We start from the raw sequence: 15,460 nt of genomic DNA, 5'->3' as shown, positions 1-15,460 counted from the left end.
GGATCCCATGCCCATCCAAGAACCGCCCTTCCGCGCCGACCACGTCGGTTCGCTGCTCCGTCCGCAGGCCATCATCGACGCCCGCAAGAAGTTCTTCGCGGGCGAGATCGACGCCGCCGCCCTCAAGACCGTGGAGGACGCCGAGATCCCCGCGCTCATCAAGCTGCAGGAGGACGTGGGGCTCAAGGCCGTGACCGATGGCGAGGCGCGGCGCACGTTCTGGCACTACGATTTCATGGGCATGCTCGACGGGCTCGACATCGAAACCCGCGACGGGTCTTCCTTCGTGGGCTTTCAGGGCGTCGATCTGCCCCCGGTTTTCCCGGCGATCAACGGCAAGCTCGACTTCCCGGACGATCACCCGATGCTCGATCATTTCCGTTTCGTGGCGCGCAATACCAAAGTCATGCCGAAAATCTCGATCCCTGGCCCCTCCTGCATCCACTTCCGCACCGCGAAGACGGACATCCGCTACAAGGCCTATCTCGAGGACGAAGAGGAATACTTCACCGATCTCGTGGCCACCTATCGCAAGGCGGTCGATGCCTTCTACGAGGCCGGTTGCCGCTATCTCCAGATGGACGACATCTTCTTCGCCTATCTCTGCGATCCCAAGCACCGGGCCGACAAGGCGGCCGATGGTTCCGACCCCGATGTCCTCATCCGCAAGTATGGCGAGGTGCTCCACGAGGCGATCAAGGACCGCCCCTCGGACATGTATATCGGCATGCACATGTGCCGGGGAAACTTCCGGTCGACTCACGCGGCCGAAGGCGCCTATGACCTCGCGGCGGAGAGCATCTTCGCCACCGGCGTCGACATCTTCTTCATGGAATACGACACCGACCGCGCCGGAGGGCTGGAGCCTCTGAAGCTCCTGCCCAAGGGCAACCAGATCGTTCTGCCCGGCTTCATCACCACCAAGACGCCGGAGCTTGAGAGTATGGACTGGCTCAAGTCGAAATTCGATGAGGCGTCGAAATACGTGGACATCAACCAGTTGGGCATCGCGCCGCAATGCGGCTTCTCCTCCACCGAGCACGGAAACGACGTGACCGAAGACGACCAGCGCAGGAAGCTGGAGCTTGTCGTGCGCTGCGCGGAGGAAATCTGGGGCGCCGTCTGATCCCGTCAAATAAGACGATCATCGCCGCCGCAGCTGCCCTGCGGCGGCGTTTGTTTCGGGTCCGTCGGGCCCGGTCGGGACAGGGTTTCAGCACGTCCACCGGATCGGAACATTGTTCCGAGAGGCACCCCTATTCACCCATTCATTTTCCTTGATCTGTCGATATTTCCGCCCCAAACCGGACCAATGTTCCGTTCGGAGGGAATCGCGATGTTCGAGAGCCTTGGTTTCGAAAGCCTTACCGCCCCGCAGGCCGCGGTCTGGCTCGGGGTGATCCTCGGGGTCGCCTTCGGCGCGCTGGCCGAACGCACGCGGTTCTGCTTTCGCCGGGCCCTTGTCGGCGAAGACCGGCGGCAGGCGGGTGGCGTCTGGGCGATGGCACTGGCCTTCGCGTTGATCGGGACGCAGGCGGCGGTGCTGGCCGGTCTGATCGACTTCGGCGATCACCGTTTCATGGCCGGCGACCTTCCGATCCTGTCGATCCTACTGGGCGGCGCCCTTTTCGGCGCAGGGATGATCCTCGCTCGGGGGTGCGCCTCGCGTCTCACCGTTCTGGGGGCGACCGGCAACCTGCGCGCGCTCGCGGTGATGATTATCTTCGCGGTCGTGGCCCATGCCACGCTGAAAGGCGTTCTCGCACCCGTTCGCACCATGCTCGCTTCTGTCACGCTGCCGCTTGGCGATGGCGCGAGCCTTGCCTCCCTGCCCGGCGGCGCGCTCCTGTGGACCGCCGTTCTGGCGCTAGCGGCGCTTGCGCTGGCACTCACCTCCGGCAATCGGATCGGCACGCTGGCGCTGGCCGCATTGCTTGGCCTCCAGGTCCCTGCCGCATGGGTCGGAACCGGCTTCGTGCTCTACGACGACTTTGACCCCATCGCTCTCGACGGCCTCTCCTTCACCGCGCCCTGGGCCGACGGGTTGTTCTTCACCATCGCCTCTTCCGCCATCCCCGCGAACTTCGGCGTGGGCCTGATCGGCGGCACGCTCGCGGGGGCGCTCGTCGCCTCGCTCGCCGGTCGCAGCTTCCGCTGGCAAAGCTTCACCTCGCCCCGTGAAACCGGGCGTTACGCGGCGGGCGCGGTCCTGATGGGGCTAGGCGGCGTGGTCGCCGGGGGCTGCACCATCGGCGCGGGGCTCGCGGGCATCCCGACCCTGTCGGTCGCCGCTCTCCTGACCCTCTTCGCCATCGCGGGCGGGGCGCTCGCGACACAGGCGGTTCTCACCGGATCGGCGCGGGGCGCGGCGGTTCCGGCGGAATAACCCGGCTCCGCATCCGTCCAGGCTACTTGTGCATCAACTGCTTGCGCACGGCCCGCCCGGACAGCCAGACGACGAGCACGACGGGCACCACCAGCCCCGCCGTCCAGAGCACCTTGTCCACATGGAGCGCCGCAGCGACGGGCGCGGTCAGATAGCCCAGCAGGCTGACCGCGTAGTAGCTGATCGCCACCACCGACAGGCCCTCGACCGTTTCCTGTAGGCGAAGCTGCAAGTCCGCGCGCCGGTCCATGCTTTCCAGAAGCTTCTGGTTCTGTGCCGAGCGTTCCACGTCTACCTTGGTGCGCAGAAGGTCCCCGGCCCGGATCGCCCGTTCCGCGATGTCGGCCAGTTGCCGTTCGACCGCCTTCACGGTTCGCATCGCCGGATCATATCGGCGGGTCATGAACTCGGTGAAGGTCTGCCGCCCGTCCCAGCGCTCTTCGCGCAGCACCTCGACACGTTGACCCACGATCGCCTCATAGGCCGCCGTGGCGCCAAAGCGGAAACTGCTTTCGGCATTCAGCCGCTCGAGCTCCGCCGAGATCTGCAAAAGCTCCTGCAACCGAGGTTCCGCCGCGCCGTCTTCGGCCCCCATGCCGGCGACGAGCCCTGACAGGCGATCCCCGATCGCGCCCAGCCGCCCCTGCAAGAGACGCGCCCGCGCCAGCCCCAGCATCGACATCTGTTTGTAGGTCTCGATCTCGCAGATCCGCTGCACGACCCGGCCGATGCGCCGGGCGCTGCACTCGGGCCCGGCAAAGAAGGCAAAGCGCAGGTGCCCGCCTTCGTCGATGCGGAAATCCCCTGCGATGATCCCGGCCCGGTCCAGAACATAGGTCGCCGCCACGCTTTCCGGCACGAACCACTTGTCGACCTTTTCGCGAAGCTCCCTCTCGTCCGGCATGGTCTCTACCCGGATCAGGGCCGAAGTCACCCGAACACCCGGCGCGCGCCCGAGCCAATCTTCAGGAAAGACATCGAACATGGACGGGTCGAAGGGCTTGTCCCCCAGTCCCTCGCCAAAGATCGTGTAAGTCACGAATTCCGTATGGCTTTCCCACTTCAGGCGGTATTTCCCAATCTCGCCGGAGTAGTGGTTGGCGCCGGGTTTCGGATGCGCAGTGCCGTAACGGTCGAGCAGTTCGACCAGATGCGCCACATCCGCCGCCCGGTCGCGCGCCGCCGCATCCTCGGGGCGTTTGATCGCCAGGTAGACAGCAAAGCACGGCGCTTCCAGCGTCGGGAAGGGCCGTGCATGCAATTCATTGGCCAGCGCATAGCGCAGCTTGTGATCTTGAAGCGTCATTGTCTGTCCCAGTTCGCGTTTTCCTGAACTTACGTCAGGTCAGCGCACCGAGACAGCGGTTTAACGTCGCACGTGGCCGTCAGAGAACGACCACGTCGAGGGGCGGGAAGCCGTTGAAGCCGACCGAAGAGTAGGACGACGTGTAGGCGCCGCAGTTGCGGATCACGATGCGGTCGCCCGACTTCAGCGTAGTCGGCAGCATGACCGGACGCTTCTCGTAGAGCACGTCGGCGGAGTCGCAGGACGGGCCGGCCATAACGCAGGGGCCGAACTCGTCGCCGTCACGGGCGGTGACGAACTGGTAACGGATAGCTTCGCCTTCGGTCTCGGCAAGGCCCGAGAAACGGCCGATGTCGAGATAGACCCAGCGGTGCGTGTCGCTGTCGGATTTCTTCGACACGAGCAGCACTTCCGCGATGATCGCGCCGGATTCGGCGACGAGGCCGCGACCGGGTTCTGCCATGACGCGGGCAACCTTGCCGAAGCGGGCACGGACCAGCTCCATCACGCGGGCGGCGTAGGTCATCGGTCCGTCGATCTGCTCGCCATAGAAGGCGGGGAAGCCGCCACCGATGTTGAGAAGGTCGAGGTCGAAGCCCGCCTCACGGGCCGATTTCCAGATCTCGGCCACAGCGTCGAGCACGCCGGTCCACATGTCGGCCCGGCGGGTTTGCGAGCCGACGTGGAACGACAGGCCAACGGGGCGCAGGCCAAGCTCGACAGCGCGCGCCATCAGGTCGTTGACCATGTCCGAACGGCAGCCGAACTTGCGCGACAGCGGCCAGTCGGCTTCGGAGTTTTCGACGAGCACACGGATGTAGACCTGCGCGCCCGGGGCGTTTTCGGCAATCTTCTCAAGCTCTTCGACCGCGTCGGCCGCGAAGATGTCGACGCCGGCGTGATGCGCGAAGGCGATGTCGGCGGGTTTCTTCACGGTATTGCCGAAGGAAATGTGCTCGGGCGCGGCGCCCTGCGACAGGCACAGCTCGATCTCGGCGCGCGAGGCGGCGTCGAAGTGCGAGCCGATGTTGACCAGACGCTCGATGATCTCACGGGTCGGGTTCGCCTTCACGGCATAGTGGATGTGGGCTTCGCCGAGACCCTGAGCGAGCTGGTGATACTGGAATTCCACGCGGTCGATGTCGAGCACCAGGGTCGGTTTGTCGACGATCATGTCGGCCACGGCCGAGTCGAGACGAGAAACGGGCGCGAAGGCGCCTTGTGCAACGTAGGTCATGTCAATCTCCGACAGACAGGGGTAAAACCCCAAGGTTCCAAGGGAGACGTTACCGTCGCTGCATAAACGCGTGCCGATCCGAATTAGGGCGAACCGTCTTCGGTCTGCCGGTCGTGGCCAGAGGCGCGTGCGTTGGCGTCTTGAGTGCGCATATCGGGCGAAAATTGATTCAGATCAAGACCGAATTTTTCTTTGGGAAAATTTTTTTCAGGCTGGGGCTAAATCTCGCCGAAACGCGTGTAAGAACGCAACATGTCGCGTGTCATTCTGTTCAACAAACCATTCGATGTGCTGTCGCAGTTCACGGACGAGAAGAGCCCCTCGCCCCGTCCGACGCTGTCAGCCTTCATCGACGTGCCGCGAGTCTATCCCGCCGGGCGTCTGGACCGTGACAGCGAGGGGCTTCTGGTCCTCACCGACGACGGGCGTCTGCAAGCGCGGATCGCCGACCCGCGCAACAAGACGGCCAAGACCTATCTCGCCCAGATCGAGGGCGATCCAACAAATGCCGACCTCGATCCCCTGCGCCGGGGGCTCATGCTCAAGGACGGACCCACGCGCCCCGCCGTGGTGCGCCTGATCGACCCGCCCCCGCTTTGGGAGCGCGACCCACCGGTTCGGTTTCGCAAGTCCGTGCCCGACCGCTGGATCGAGATTACCATCACCGAGGGACGCAACCGGCAGGTCCGGCGCATGACCGCGGCGGCCGGATTTCCGACCCTGCGTCTGGTGCGCTGGCGGGTGGGCGACTGGACGCTTGAGGGGATCGCGCCCGGCACATGGCGCGACGCCTGACCGGGTCACCCACGCCGTTTCGGCTCCTTCGTCACATCCTTTCCGAAGGATGAACAAGTGAGCGCCCGGTCCTTGCCACAGTTGCCCCCTATCCGGTTCCGCGAGCGGCCCTGCCTTAATGGCCTTCTTTGCAAATTTCTGGGAGTCGGACGACATGACCCTCAAATCCAGAGTTACCTCCTTCCTGCGCGATGAATCCGGCGCGATCACCGTCGATTTCGTCGTCTTTATCGGGGGCTCGATGCTCATGGCCTATACCGTCGTCAGCGACATTTCCTCCGGCGCGCTGAATTTCGCAAACGGGATCGACTCCTATCTCACGACGATTTCGGAGATGGACCTTTCGGCGACCCGCGGCCAGATTGTCATCGACCCGGATGCCATCGACGGCGTGACCGATACCTCGTCCGACACGCCTGCCGGCAGCACGGATGGCGGATCGCAGGGGACCGGGACCTCGGACGATGACAACGGCTCCGAGGGGAACGAAAGTGGCGGCAGTTCTTCGGGCGGCAACCCCGGCAACGACAAGGACGTGGGCAACGCTGGCGAGAACCCTAACGGGTCCGGCGATTGGGGATCCGGGTCGAACGGGATGAGCGATGGCGGATCGAACGGCAACTCGGGCAATAGCGGGAACTCGGGAAACAACGGGAACGGCAACTCGGGGAACAACGGAAACGGCAATTCCGGCAACAATGGGAACGGGAACTCCGGGAACAACGGGAACGGGAACCAGTCCTGTTTCCTGTGGTGGTGCAACTGACCGGCGGGTCCGCCGTCCGACAAGAGAAGGACCCGCGTCGGTGCGCGGGTCTTTTGTCTTGTGCGGATCCATAATGGCCTGCGTCTGGAGCGATCCCGCATAGGTGAAGAGCCCCGCATCGCGCGGAGCCTTGTTCATTTCGCCTTGCGAAGCGCCTTCTCGGCTTTCTTGAGCTTCTTCTTTTGACGCGCCAACTTTGCCTCGGCCAGCTTCACGTCGGCCTTGAGCGCCTTGCGCCTGGCCTTGCCGGGTTTATCCTTGTACGCTTCGGGTTTTTCCTGCTCGGCGGATTTGCGTTTGGAGGCGGCTTTCTCGCCGCCCTCGATCAGCGAGGGGCGGAACCCGACGACCTTGCTCGCCGGTGTTTCAGGGGACGCTGCGTCGGTGGTCACGGTCGCGACTTCGACGACATCCGACCCGACCGCTTTCGCCGCGATCTCGGCCGCGGTGAGGATCACCCGCGCCTCGGCCTTGAAGGCTTCCGCCCGCTCGGGCGAAATGCCCCGCACGGTGGTCAGAAGCATCACATCGGCCTGCGCCAGCCCTTCGACATCGTTGATCCCGATCCCCGCCAACTGGGCGAGCATCGCGGGGCCGATCCCGGAAATGGATGATAGTTCGTGCATGTTCGTGTCTCGCAAGTTGGGGACCGGACATCGCGCCCGGCCCCGGCCACCTCAGGCGGCTTTCTTCAGCGCTTTTTTCGCCGACTTCAGCTTCTTCTCCTGCTTGGCGACCTTCGCCTTGCGGGATTTCACTTCAGCTTTCAGCGCCTTGATCTTCGATTTCTTGGCCATTGCAGCCTCCTACTTCGCTTTGGTTTCGCCTGCGGTGTCGCCGTCCTCGTGACGGGCCAGAAACTCCCGGATGAACCGCCGCACCTCACGAGCCGCCGACGTATCGAGCTCTTCGCAAAGCTCGACGAAAGCGTCCCGCTCGGTCTTCGTGATCCTGACGATCAACTGAGCGTCCTTCTTGGTCTTTTCCTTCTTGGCCATATGGCCTCCTTCCGGCAGGTGCCGACTTGTTACGCTATAGGATAGCGAATGTATATACGTTTTTTTGACATCAGAGGTGCGATGCAAAAAGGCCCCGCGCGATGCGGGGCCTTTCCTTTGGGCTGTGCCCGGATCAGGAGATCAGCGGCAGCAGGCTCGACACGCTGTCCTTGGCATCGCCGTAGAACATGCGTGTGTTGTCCTTGTAGAACAGCGGGTTCTCGATGCCCGAGTAACCGGTGCCCTGCCCGCGTTTGGACACGAAGACCTGCTTGGCCTTCCAGACTTCGAGAACCGGCATCCCGGCGATGGGGCTGTTCGGATCTTCCTGCGCGGCCGGGTTCACGATATCGTTCGAGCCGATGACGATGACCACGTCCGTGGACGGGAAGTCGTCGTTGATCTCGTCCATTTCGAGCACGATGTCGTAGGGCACTTTGGCCTCGGCCAGAAGCACGTTCATGTGCCCTGGCAGACGGCCCGCCACGGGGTGGATCGCGAAGCGCACGGATTTGCCCTGCGAACGCAGCTTGGAGGTGAGGTCCGAAACCGCCCCCTGCGCCTGCGCCACGGCCATGCCGTAGCCGGGCACGATCACCACGGAGTCCGCCTCTTTCAAGGCCTGCGCCACGCTGTCGGCGTCGATCGGCTTCTGCTCGCCCTCGATTTCCATCGCGGGGCCAGAGGTGCCGCCGAAGCCACCGAGGATGACGCTGATGAACGAACGGTTCATCGCCTTGCACATGATGTAGGACAGGATCGCACCCGACGAGCCCACCAACGCACCGACCACGATGAGGAGGTCATTGCCGAGCGAGAAGCCGATGGCAGCCGCCGCCCAGCCCGAATACGAGTTGAGCATCGACACCACGACCGGCATGTCGGCCCCGCCGATCCCCATGATCAGGTGATACCCGATGAAGAGCGCGAGGAGCGTCATTATCGCGAGCGGCAGGAAGGTGCCCGTGTTGAAGTACCAGATGAGCGCGATGACCGAGATGATCGCGGCCCCCGCGTTCAGGACATGTCCGCCCGGCAGTTTCTTGGCCAGCGAGCTGACCTTGCCCGCGAGCTTGCCATAGGCGATCACAGACCCGGTGAAGGTCACCGCACCGATGAAGATCCCGAGGAACAGCTCGATCCTGAGGATATTGAGCTCGGCCGCCGTCTTGTGCGCGATCAGACCGGCGAAGGTGCCGAAGTTCTGGTCATGAAGCCAGGCGTCCAATCCCGTTTCGGTGAGAGACGTCGGCGCGGAGGCCATGATCTCGGCCACTCGGATCATCTCGAAATGCGCGTTGAAGCCGACGAAGACCGCCGCCAGACCGACGAGCGAGTGCATCGCCGCGACGAGTTGCGGCATTTCCGTCATTTGCACGCGCTTCGCGACGTAGAAGCCGATGATGCCCCCCGCCGCGATCAGAACGAGCGACAGCAGCCAGAGACCCGCGCCGGGGCCGACCAGCGTCGCGATCACGGCAAGCGCCATGCCCACGATGCCATACCAAACGGCGCGTTTCGCGCTTTCCTGCCCCGAGAGGCCGCCCAGCGCGAGGATGAAGAGGACCGCCGCGACCACATAGGCCGCCGTCGTGAATCCGTATTCCATAATCCCCTACCCCCTTACGATTTCTGGAACATGGCGAGCATGCGCCGCGTGACGAGGAAGCCGCCGAAGATGTTGATGCCAGCCATGAAGACCGACAGCGCGGCGAGAACGATCACCAGGAAGCTGCCCGATCCGATCTGCATCAGCGCGCCCAGAATAATGATCGACGAGATCGCGTTCGTGACGGCCATCAGCGGCGTGTGCAACGAATGCGCGACGCCCCAGATCACCTGGAAACCGACGAAGACCGCCAGCACGAAGACGATGAAGTGCTGCATGAAGCTCGCGGGTGCGAAGAGACCCGCGAGCAGGATCAGCGCACCGCCGACGGCGAGAAGCGTGACCTGATTGCGCGTCTGCGCCTTGAAGGCCGCGACCTCCTTGGCCTTTTTCTCTTCCGCGGTCAGCTCTTTGGGCTTCTCGCGTTTCTGCGTCGCGATGGCCTGAACCTTGGGCGGCGGCGGCGGGAAGGTGATCTCGCCCGCATGGGTCACCGTCGCGCCCCGGATCACGTCGTCTTCCATGTTGACGTTAATCTTGCCGTCCTTCTCGGGGGTCAGATCGGTCATCATGTGACGGATGTTGTTGGCATAGAGCGTCGAGGACTGCGTCGCCATCCGGCTCGGGAAGTCGGTGTAGCCCACGATGGTCACGCCGTTGTCGGTCACGACCTTCTCGTCCATCACCGTGCCTTCGACGTTCCCGCCCTTCTCAGCGGCGAGGTCGACGATCACGGAGCCCGGCTTCATCGCCTTGACCATGTCCTCGAGCCAGAGCTTCGGCGCTTCGCGGTTCGGAATGAGCGCCGTGGTGATCACGATGTCCATGTCCGGTGCGAGCTCGCGGAACTTGGCGAGCTGGGCTTCGCGGAACTCGGGCGAGGATACGGCGGCGTAGCCACCCGTCGCGGCGCCATCGGCCTGCTCTTCCTCGAAGTCGAGATAGACGAACTCGGCCCCCATGGATTCGACCTGCTCGGCCACTTCCGGTCGCACGTCAAAGGCGTAGGTGATCGCGCCCAGCGACACCGAGGTGCCCACGGCCGCAAGACCGGCCACGCCGGCGCCAACGACCAGCACCTTGGCCGGCGGCACTTTACCGGCGGCGGTCACCTGACCGGTGAAAAAGCGGCCGAAGTTGTTGCCCGCCTCGATCACGGCACGGTAGCCCGCGATGTTCGCCATTGACGACAGCGCATCCATCTTCTGCGCGCGCGAAATCCGCGGCACCATCTCCATCGCGATGACGGTGGCCCCCTTGGCCTTGGCGGCCTCCAGCCCCTCGGCGTTGCCGCCGGGATTGAAGAAGGTGATCAGCGTCTTGTCCGCCGTCAGTCGCTTGAGTTCGGCCTCCGTCGGGATGCGCACCTTGGCGATGATGTCGGCCTCTTTCCACAGCGCCGCCGTGGTCTTCACCACTGTCACGCCTGCCGCTTCGTAAAGCGCATCCGCGAACCCGGCAGCTTCCCCCGCCTTCGTCTCGATCAAGCAGTCATAGCCCAATTTCTGCAGCATGCCCGCAGATTCGGGCGTCATGGCCACGCGGTTCTCGCCCGCGAGGACTTCCTTCGGTACCCCGATCTTCACGTCTTCGTCCTTCTCCCTCGGCGCCGCGACCTGTCCTCGCGGCAATCACTGTTTCCACTCCGTGCTCCCGTCGCGACTTGCGACGGCCCACGGTCCGAATGCGACCTTACCTATCCCCTACCCTGTCCCCCGCTGTCTCACAACCAGCGCCGTACATCTTCGAAGTATCGCCGCGCCTCGTCACCGAAGGCCGCGATCAATCCTGCCTCTTCCTGCCGAATGTAGCGGCGGGTGATGAACCACATGAAGACCGGCACGAGCACAAGGCCCACCGGCACATCCCACCACAGGATCGCGCCTGTCAGCACCAGCGCATCGCCCAGATAGATCGGGTTGCGGCTGAGGCGATAGATTCCCCGTACGGCAAAGGCCGTCGGCGCACGGCGCGGCACGAAGGTGGTGCGCCTGCGAAGCAACTCGATCACGGCGGCTAGCATCGCGAGCAGTCCGATAACGACCAGCCCCGCCCCGAGCCAGCGGAGCGAGGGCATCCCGAAGCCGGGCGTGATCGCGGCCCGGTCCAGCGCGAAAGCCAGACCAAGGCAGATCACGAGCCAGAGCGGCGGTATGTCAATTTCGCGCAGCAGCAGAATCCCTCGCGCAACTTTATTTCTCCAGATCGCTTTATTGACGAATATTGTTTCTTCTGCAAGCGCAGCATCGAGCAAAGTGCCGAAGGACATTGGGACACTCAGGACGGACCGGACCCTAGCACAGAATTCTCCCACAGATTTCACGATCCTGCCGCAATGGGATGTGACACGGGCCTCTGACACCGGGTCCGAGACCCAACGCCCCGGTAAGCCAAGACCAAGAGGCTAGAATGGCCACCACGTTCAACGTGTTCTATCTGGGCGTCCTGCCCGACATGGATACCTTTGAAGGCAACTCGAACGCGGAAAACGCGGGCGCCCTTGTGGGCATGCGGTTCGGCAGCCAGTCCGACCCGCTGCGCGATCACGTCCACACCATGTCCCCCGGTTCCACGGGCTACGCCGGGGGCGCGACACGCGACTCCTACGATTCCAACTCGCGGAACGATACCTGGCGCATCGACGGCGGCAGCGACCACTTGCACGACATGGCGATGAACTATGTCGCGACCATCACCTATCTGGATGGCAGCACCGCGACCGTCACCGCCGTTCTGGTGCAGGACACCGCCGGACACACCTATTGGGTGCCGGAGCGCGAGCCGAACTCGGATCAGGCCGCCATGGATGCGGGTCAGATCCGGTCGCTCCAACTCAACTCGGCCCAATACAGCAGCATCTTCAACGGTGGCTGGAACCTCGCCGCCGACCGCAACGTGGGCGCTCCCGTCACCTGTTTCACCCCCGGCACCCGCATCCGCACTCGGCGCGGCATGGTGCCGGTGACGCGGCTCAAGCCTGGCGACGCCTGTCTCACCCTGGACAACGGCTGGCAAAGGCTGCGCTGGGTCGGCAAACGCCGCTTCTGTGCCCGCGAACTGCGCGACGCGCCCGCACTTCTGCCGGTCCAGATCGAAGAGGGCGCTTTCGGTAACGAAAAACCCATGCGCGTATCCCAACAACACGCGTTTTACGTTTCCTCCTATGAGGGCGGCCAACTCATTCGCGCCAAGCACGCCGCCACCATGCGCGGTGGTCGCGGGGTCCGTATGGTCCCGCGCCCGCGAGGCGTGACCTACATCCACCTTCTCTTCGACGAACACCAGATCATCGACGCGGACGGCGCCTGGAGCGAGAGTTTCTACCCTGGTCCAGAGGCACTCGCCGGCCTGCCCGACCACCTAAGGGCCTCGCTCCTTCATGTGCTCCCGGACGTGGCCAACTACGGCCCGCCCGCGCGCCCCTATCTCACGCGGTGGAACCTGCGGGAACTGGCCTGCGCGGCCTGAACCCTCGCGACTGACCCCACGTCGTTTCCCAATGCGTCCGGCCGCGTGCTAACCCTCCAACGGGCACGCCGCCGGCACAGCCCGACGCAGCGAGGGAGGCGCACATGACACATCTCACAGGACGACACGCCCTGGTCACCGGGGGCGGCACGGGCATCGGCCTCGCCATCGCACGGTCGCTGGCCGAAACGGGCGCGAAGGTCACTGTCACCGGGCGACGCGCCGAGGTGCTGGAGGAAGCGACCCGCGACGACCCCAACCTCTTCCCTCAGGTCATGGACGTGACCGACGAGGCGTCTGTCCACGACGCTGTCGCCGCCGCCCGCGAAGCCCACGGCCCGATCACCATCGTCGTCGCCAACGCCGGCATCGCCGAGGGCCGCAAGGTGTCGAAGACCCCGCTCGAGCTCTGGCGCCGGGTCATGGCCACGAACCTCGACGGCGTTTTCCTGACCATACGCGAGTGTCTCGACGACATGGAAGCCGCCGACTGGGGCCGCGTCATCGCGATTTCCTCCATCGCGGGGGTGCGCGGGCTCAAGGGTGCCGGGGCCTATTCCGCTTCGAAACACGGCGTCATCGGCCTCATCCGGTCGCTGTCCGAAGATTACCTCGGCAAGGGCCTTACCTTCAACGCGATCTGCCCGGCCTATGTGGACACCGACATCGTGACGCGCAATGTCGATGCGATCTCGGAGCGCATCGGCGGCGACCGCGAAAGCGCCATGGCGATGATGCGCGACGTAAACCGGCACAAGCGCCTGTTGCAGCCCTCCGAGATCGCCGCCTGCGCCATGTGGCTCTGCGCACCGGGATCGGAAAGCGTGAACGGCCAGACGATCGAGATCGCGGGCGGCCAGATGTAGGACGTTCGCTCGTCGCCGGGCTCAGGCTGCCTGCCATTCCGGCAGGGGAAACAGCCGGTCGTAGGCCAAGTTGAACGCGAAGGCATAGACCAGGTAGAAGCCCGCGAAGGACAGGTCCATGACCAGCGCCTGCCACAGGCTCACGCTTAGATACCAGGCGATGAACGGCATCAGCACCGCCAGGAGCCCCGCCTCGAAGGCGATGGAATGGCCAACCCGGAGCGCGAGCGTCTTCTGCGTGGTGCCGCGCAACCGGCGCAGCACATGGTCGAAGCCGAGGTTGAAGACGAAGTTGTAGGCGGTAGCGAGCGTCGCGCTCACCACGCCGACGACCCCGATGTGCCCCATGGGCATGTGAAAAAGCAGCGTGCCGAGCGGGATGACGAGGGCGAGCCCGATCAACTCGAAGCTGATGGCGTGGCGAATACGGTCTTGGGTGTTGCGCATGGGACGATCTCCGGCAAATGCCCGGGTCGTCCCGCGCGTTCAGTCCCGATGCCGGGGGAGGTCGTCCTCGCTTGCGCCTGTCCTACCGCATCCCGGCCCGCGTCTCAAGCTACCTCTGTGCGGTGACGAGCCGGAGCGCCAGCGCGGTAAAGGCTGCGGCCGAGGCAGCGAAGACCACCGCCTCGCCAAGCGCCACCGCGGCCGTGTGGACCAGAAGTCCCGTGCACAGGCCTTGCGTCACCACGATGCCCGACAACCCGTAGAGCGCCGATTGGGTCAGGACGAAGATGTTGTCAGGCCCCGGCGCGACACTGAGAGCCAGCGGGGCGACGAAGAACACGCCCAGCACGCCAAGTTCCGCGGTGAACCCTCTGCCTGCCCGGCCCAAATGCCGGTAGTACCGGTCAGACCCTTAGTCCACGCCCCAACACAGCCGCAAGGGCCGCGAGCCGGTCCGGCAGTGTCGACAGCGGTGCCTCGGCCATGACCACGCCGTTCAGCGCACCGATGATCAACTCCGCCACCAGGGCCGCATCGCCGCCGCCCGCCGCGAGCGACAAACGCCCCGCCGCTGCCTCGTCCCGAAGCCAGCGCTCGAACACGCCCGAAACCTGCGCCTCGCAGGACCGCACGATCTCGGGCGACACCGCAGCCTTGGCGTCGAGCAGTTCGGCGCCGTGAGGGCTTTCCATGAGCTTGTGAAAAAGCGGCCCCATCTTGGCCTCGAAGGCCCGGGCCAGCGCCTCTTCCGGTGTGCCGCCCTGTGAGAGCGCCACGGCGATCGCCTTGGCCGAATGGCCGAAATAGGCCTGCACAAGCGAGGTGAAGATGTCTTCCTTGTTCTTGAAATGCAGGTAGAGCGCGGCGCGGCTCATCCCGGCTTCTGCCGCTACATCGGCCATCGAAGTGCGCCGATAGCCATAGCGCGCGAAGGCTTGCGTCGCTGCCGCGAGGATCGCGGCCGCCTTGTCATCCGATCCAGAAATCTGCGCGTAGTCTGCCTGCATGAAGACGTTCTGACAAAATCCTTCCAAACTGTCAATTGACAGTATGACATTTTTCGCTCACTTTGTCAGAAGCGAACAGACGAGCCACAGCGGATCAGGGAGACAGCCATGGCGACCCAACTCACCGTCAACGGACAGACGCACAGCGTCGATTTGCCAGAGGACGTGCCCCTTCTCTGGGTGCTGCGCGACCAGCTTGGCATGACCGGCACGAAATTCGGCTGCGGCGTCGCGGCCTGCGGGGCCTGCACGGTCCATATCGACGGCGAGGCGACGCGGTCGTGCCAAGTGGCGCTCGGCGATGTCTGGGGCGAGGTGACGACGATCGAGGGCGTGGGCACCCCCGACAGCCTCGCCGCGATCCAGACCGCCTGGATCGAGAACAACGTGGCGCAATGCGGCTATTGCCAGTCGGGACAGATAATGCAGGCGGCATCACTCCTTGCGACCACACCCAACCCCACGGACGACGAGATCGACGAGGCGATGGCGGGCAACCTCTGCCGCTGCGGCACCTACCCCCGCATCCGCGCCGCGATCCATTCCGCCGCCGCCAAGATGCAGGAGGCCTGATC

17 protein-coding genes are annotated in these 15,460 nt (G+C 64.4%); 7 read left to right on the top strand and 10 right to left on the bottom strand.

Going from position 1 to position 15,460, the window contains the following annotated elements:
- Positions 1-7: 7 nt before the first annotated feature.
- Both KJP29_RS10570 and KJP29_RS10565 read left to right on the top strand, forming a co-directional pair.
- Positions 8-1,126 carry a 5-methyltetrahydropteroyltriglutamate--homocysteine S-methyltransferase gene (locus tag KJP29_RS10570; RefSeq protein ID WP_218463522.1) on the top strand — a complete coding sequence of 373 codons (1,119 nt, stop codon included), beginning with the start codon at positions 8-10 and terminating at the stop codon, positions 1,124-1,126.
- Between the two features lie 210 nt (positions 1,127-1,336).
- Complete coding sequence (locus tag KJP29_RS10565; RefSeq protein WP_218463521.1) at positions 1,337-2,386, top strand: YeeE/YedE family protein; 1,050 nt, start codon at positions 1,337-1,339, stop codon at positions 2,384-2,386.
- Between the two features lie 22 nt (positions 2,387-2,408).
- Here KJP29_RS10565 and KJP29_RS10560 read toward each other — a convergent pair whose 3' ends face one another.
- On the bottom strand, positions 2,409-3,692 hold the full coding sequence (locus KJP29_RS10560; RefSeq protein WP_218463520.1) for a DUF3422 family protein: 1,284 nt from the start codon (positions 3,690-3,692) through the stop codon (positions 2,409-2,411).
- Positions 3,693-3,771: 79 nt separating this feature from the next.
- Positions 3,772-4,929: a type III PLP-dependent enzyme gene (locus tag KJP29_RS10555; RefSeq protein ID WP_218463519.1), complete on the bottom strand. Its 1,158-nt coding sequence runs from the start codon at positions 4,927-4,929 to the stop codon at positions 3,772-3,774.
- Between the two features lie 252 nt (positions 4,930-5,181).
- Between KJP29_RS10555 and KJP29_RS10550 the strand changes: the two genes are divergently transcribed.
- Positions 5,182-5,724 (top strand): pseudouridine synthase, encoded by a 543-nt coding sequence (locus KJP29_RS10550; RefSeq protein WP_218463518.1) that lies wholly within the window; start codon positions 5,182-5,184, stop codon positions 5,722-5,724.
- A gap of 154 nt (positions 5,725-5,878) precedes the next feature.
- Entirely contained in the window at positions 5,879-6,490 is a 612-nt protein-coding gene (locus tag KJP29_RS10545; RefSeq protein WP_218463517.1) for a hypothetical protein, read from the top strand.
- Positions 6,491-6,624: 134 nt separating this feature from the next.
- Here the strand turns inward: KJP29_RS10545 and KJP29_RS10540 are convergent, their stop codons facing one another.
- The 5 genes from KJP29_RS10540 to KJP29_RS10520 all read right to left on the bottom strand — a co-directional run bounded on the left by KJP29_RS10540 (position 6,625) and on the right by KJP29_RS10520 (position 11,366).
- Positions 6,625-7,116, bottom strand: a complete 492-nt coding sequence (locus KJP29_RS10540) for a helix-hairpin-helix domain-containing protein (RefSeq protein ID WP_218463516.1) — start codon at positions 7,114-7,116, stop codon at positions 6,625-6,627.
- Positions 7,117-7,296: 180 nt separating this feature from the next.
- Positions 7,297-7,488, bottom strand: coding sequence for a hypothetical protein (locus tag KJP29_RS10535; protein WP_218463515.1), 192 nt, complete (start codon positions 7,486-7,488; stop codon positions 7,297-7,299).
- 133 nt (positions 7,489-7,621) lie between these two features.
- The gene (locus KJP29_RS10530; protein ID WP_218463514.1) at positions 7,622-9,097 is read right to left on the bottom strand and encodes an NAD(P)(+) transhydrogenase (Re/Si-specific) subunit beta; all 1,476 of its coding nucleotides are present in this window, start codon (positions 9,095-9,097) and stop codon (positions 7,622-7,624) included.
- Between the two features lie 14 nt (positions 9,098-9,111).
- Positions 9,112-10,683: a Re/Si-specific NAD(P)(+) transhydrogenase subunit alpha gene (locus KJP29_RS10525; RefSeq protein ID WP_218463513.1), complete on the bottom strand. Its 1,572-nt coding sequence runs from the start codon at positions 10,681-10,683 to the stop codon at positions 9,112-9,114.
- A 137-nt stretch (positions 10,684-10,820) separates the two neighbouring features.
- Positions 10,821-11,366, bottom strand: coding sequence for an isoprenylcysteine carboxylmethyltransferase family protein (locus KJP29_RS10520; protein ID WP_255553559.1), 546 nt, complete (start codon positions 11,364-11,366; stop codon positions 10,821-10,823).
- Positions 11,367-11,506: 140 nt separating this feature from the next.
- Between KJP29_RS10520 and KJP29_RS10515 the strand changes: the two genes are divergently transcribed.
- Both KJP29_RS10515 and KJP29_RS10510 read left to right on the top strand, forming a co-directional pair.
- Positions 11,507-12,565 (top strand): Hint domain-containing protein, encoded by a 1,059-nt coding sequence (locus KJP29_RS10515; RefSeq protein ID WP_218463512.1) that lies wholly within the window; start codon positions 11,507-11,509, stop codon positions 12,563-12,565.
- A 104-nt stretch (positions 12,566-12,669) separates the two neighbouring features.
- Complete coding sequence (locus tag KJP29_RS10510) at positions 12,670-13,431, top strand: SDR family NAD(P)-dependent oxidoreductase (protein ID WP_218463511.1); 762 nt, start codon at positions 12,670-12,672, stop codon at positions 13,429-13,431.
- A 21-nt stretch (positions 13,432-13,452) separates the two neighbouring features.
- On the opposite strand, the gene KJP29_RS10505 is transcribed toward KJP29_RS10510, so the two are convergent.
- From KJP29_RS10505 to KJP29_RS10495, 3 genes are all read right to left on the bottom strand, one after another.
- On the bottom strand, positions 13,453-13,878 hold the full coding sequence (locus KJP29_RS10505; RefSeq protein WP_218463510.1) for a PACE efflux transporter: 426 nt from the start codon (positions 13,876-13,878) through the stop codon (positions 13,453-13,455).
- Between the two features lie 109 nt (positions 13,879-13,987).
- Positions 13,988-14,227, bottom strand: coding sequence for a LysE family transporter (locus KJP29_RS10500; RefSeq protein WP_218463509.1), 240 nt, complete (start codon positions 14,225-14,227; stop codon positions 13,988-13,990).
- A 55-nt stretch (positions 14,228-14,282) separates the two neighbouring features.
- Complete coding sequence (locus KJP29_RS10495; RefSeq protein WP_218463508.1) at positions 14,283-14,885, bottom strand: TetR/AcrR family transcriptional regulator; 603 nt, start codon at positions 14,883-14,885, stop codon at positions 14,283-14,285.
- Positions 14,886-14,993: 108 nt separating this feature from the next.
- On the opposite strand from KJP29_RS10495, the gene KJP29_RS10490 reads away from it, so the two are divergent.
- Complete coding sequence (locus KJP29_RS10490; RefSeq protein ID WP_218463507.1) at positions 14,994-15,458, top strand: (2Fe-2S)-binding protein; 465 nt, start codon at positions 14,994-14,996, stop codon at positions 15,456-15,458.
- Positions 15,459-15,460: the final 2 nt, after the last annotated feature.

It is taken from the genome of Maritimibacter sp. DP1N21-5 (assembly GCF_019218295.1).
GTDB lineage: Bacteria > Pseudomonadota > Alphaproteobacteria > Rhodobacterales > Rhodobacteraceae > Maritimibacter.
This window is presented reverse-complemented; position numbering and strand designations above follow the sequence as displayed.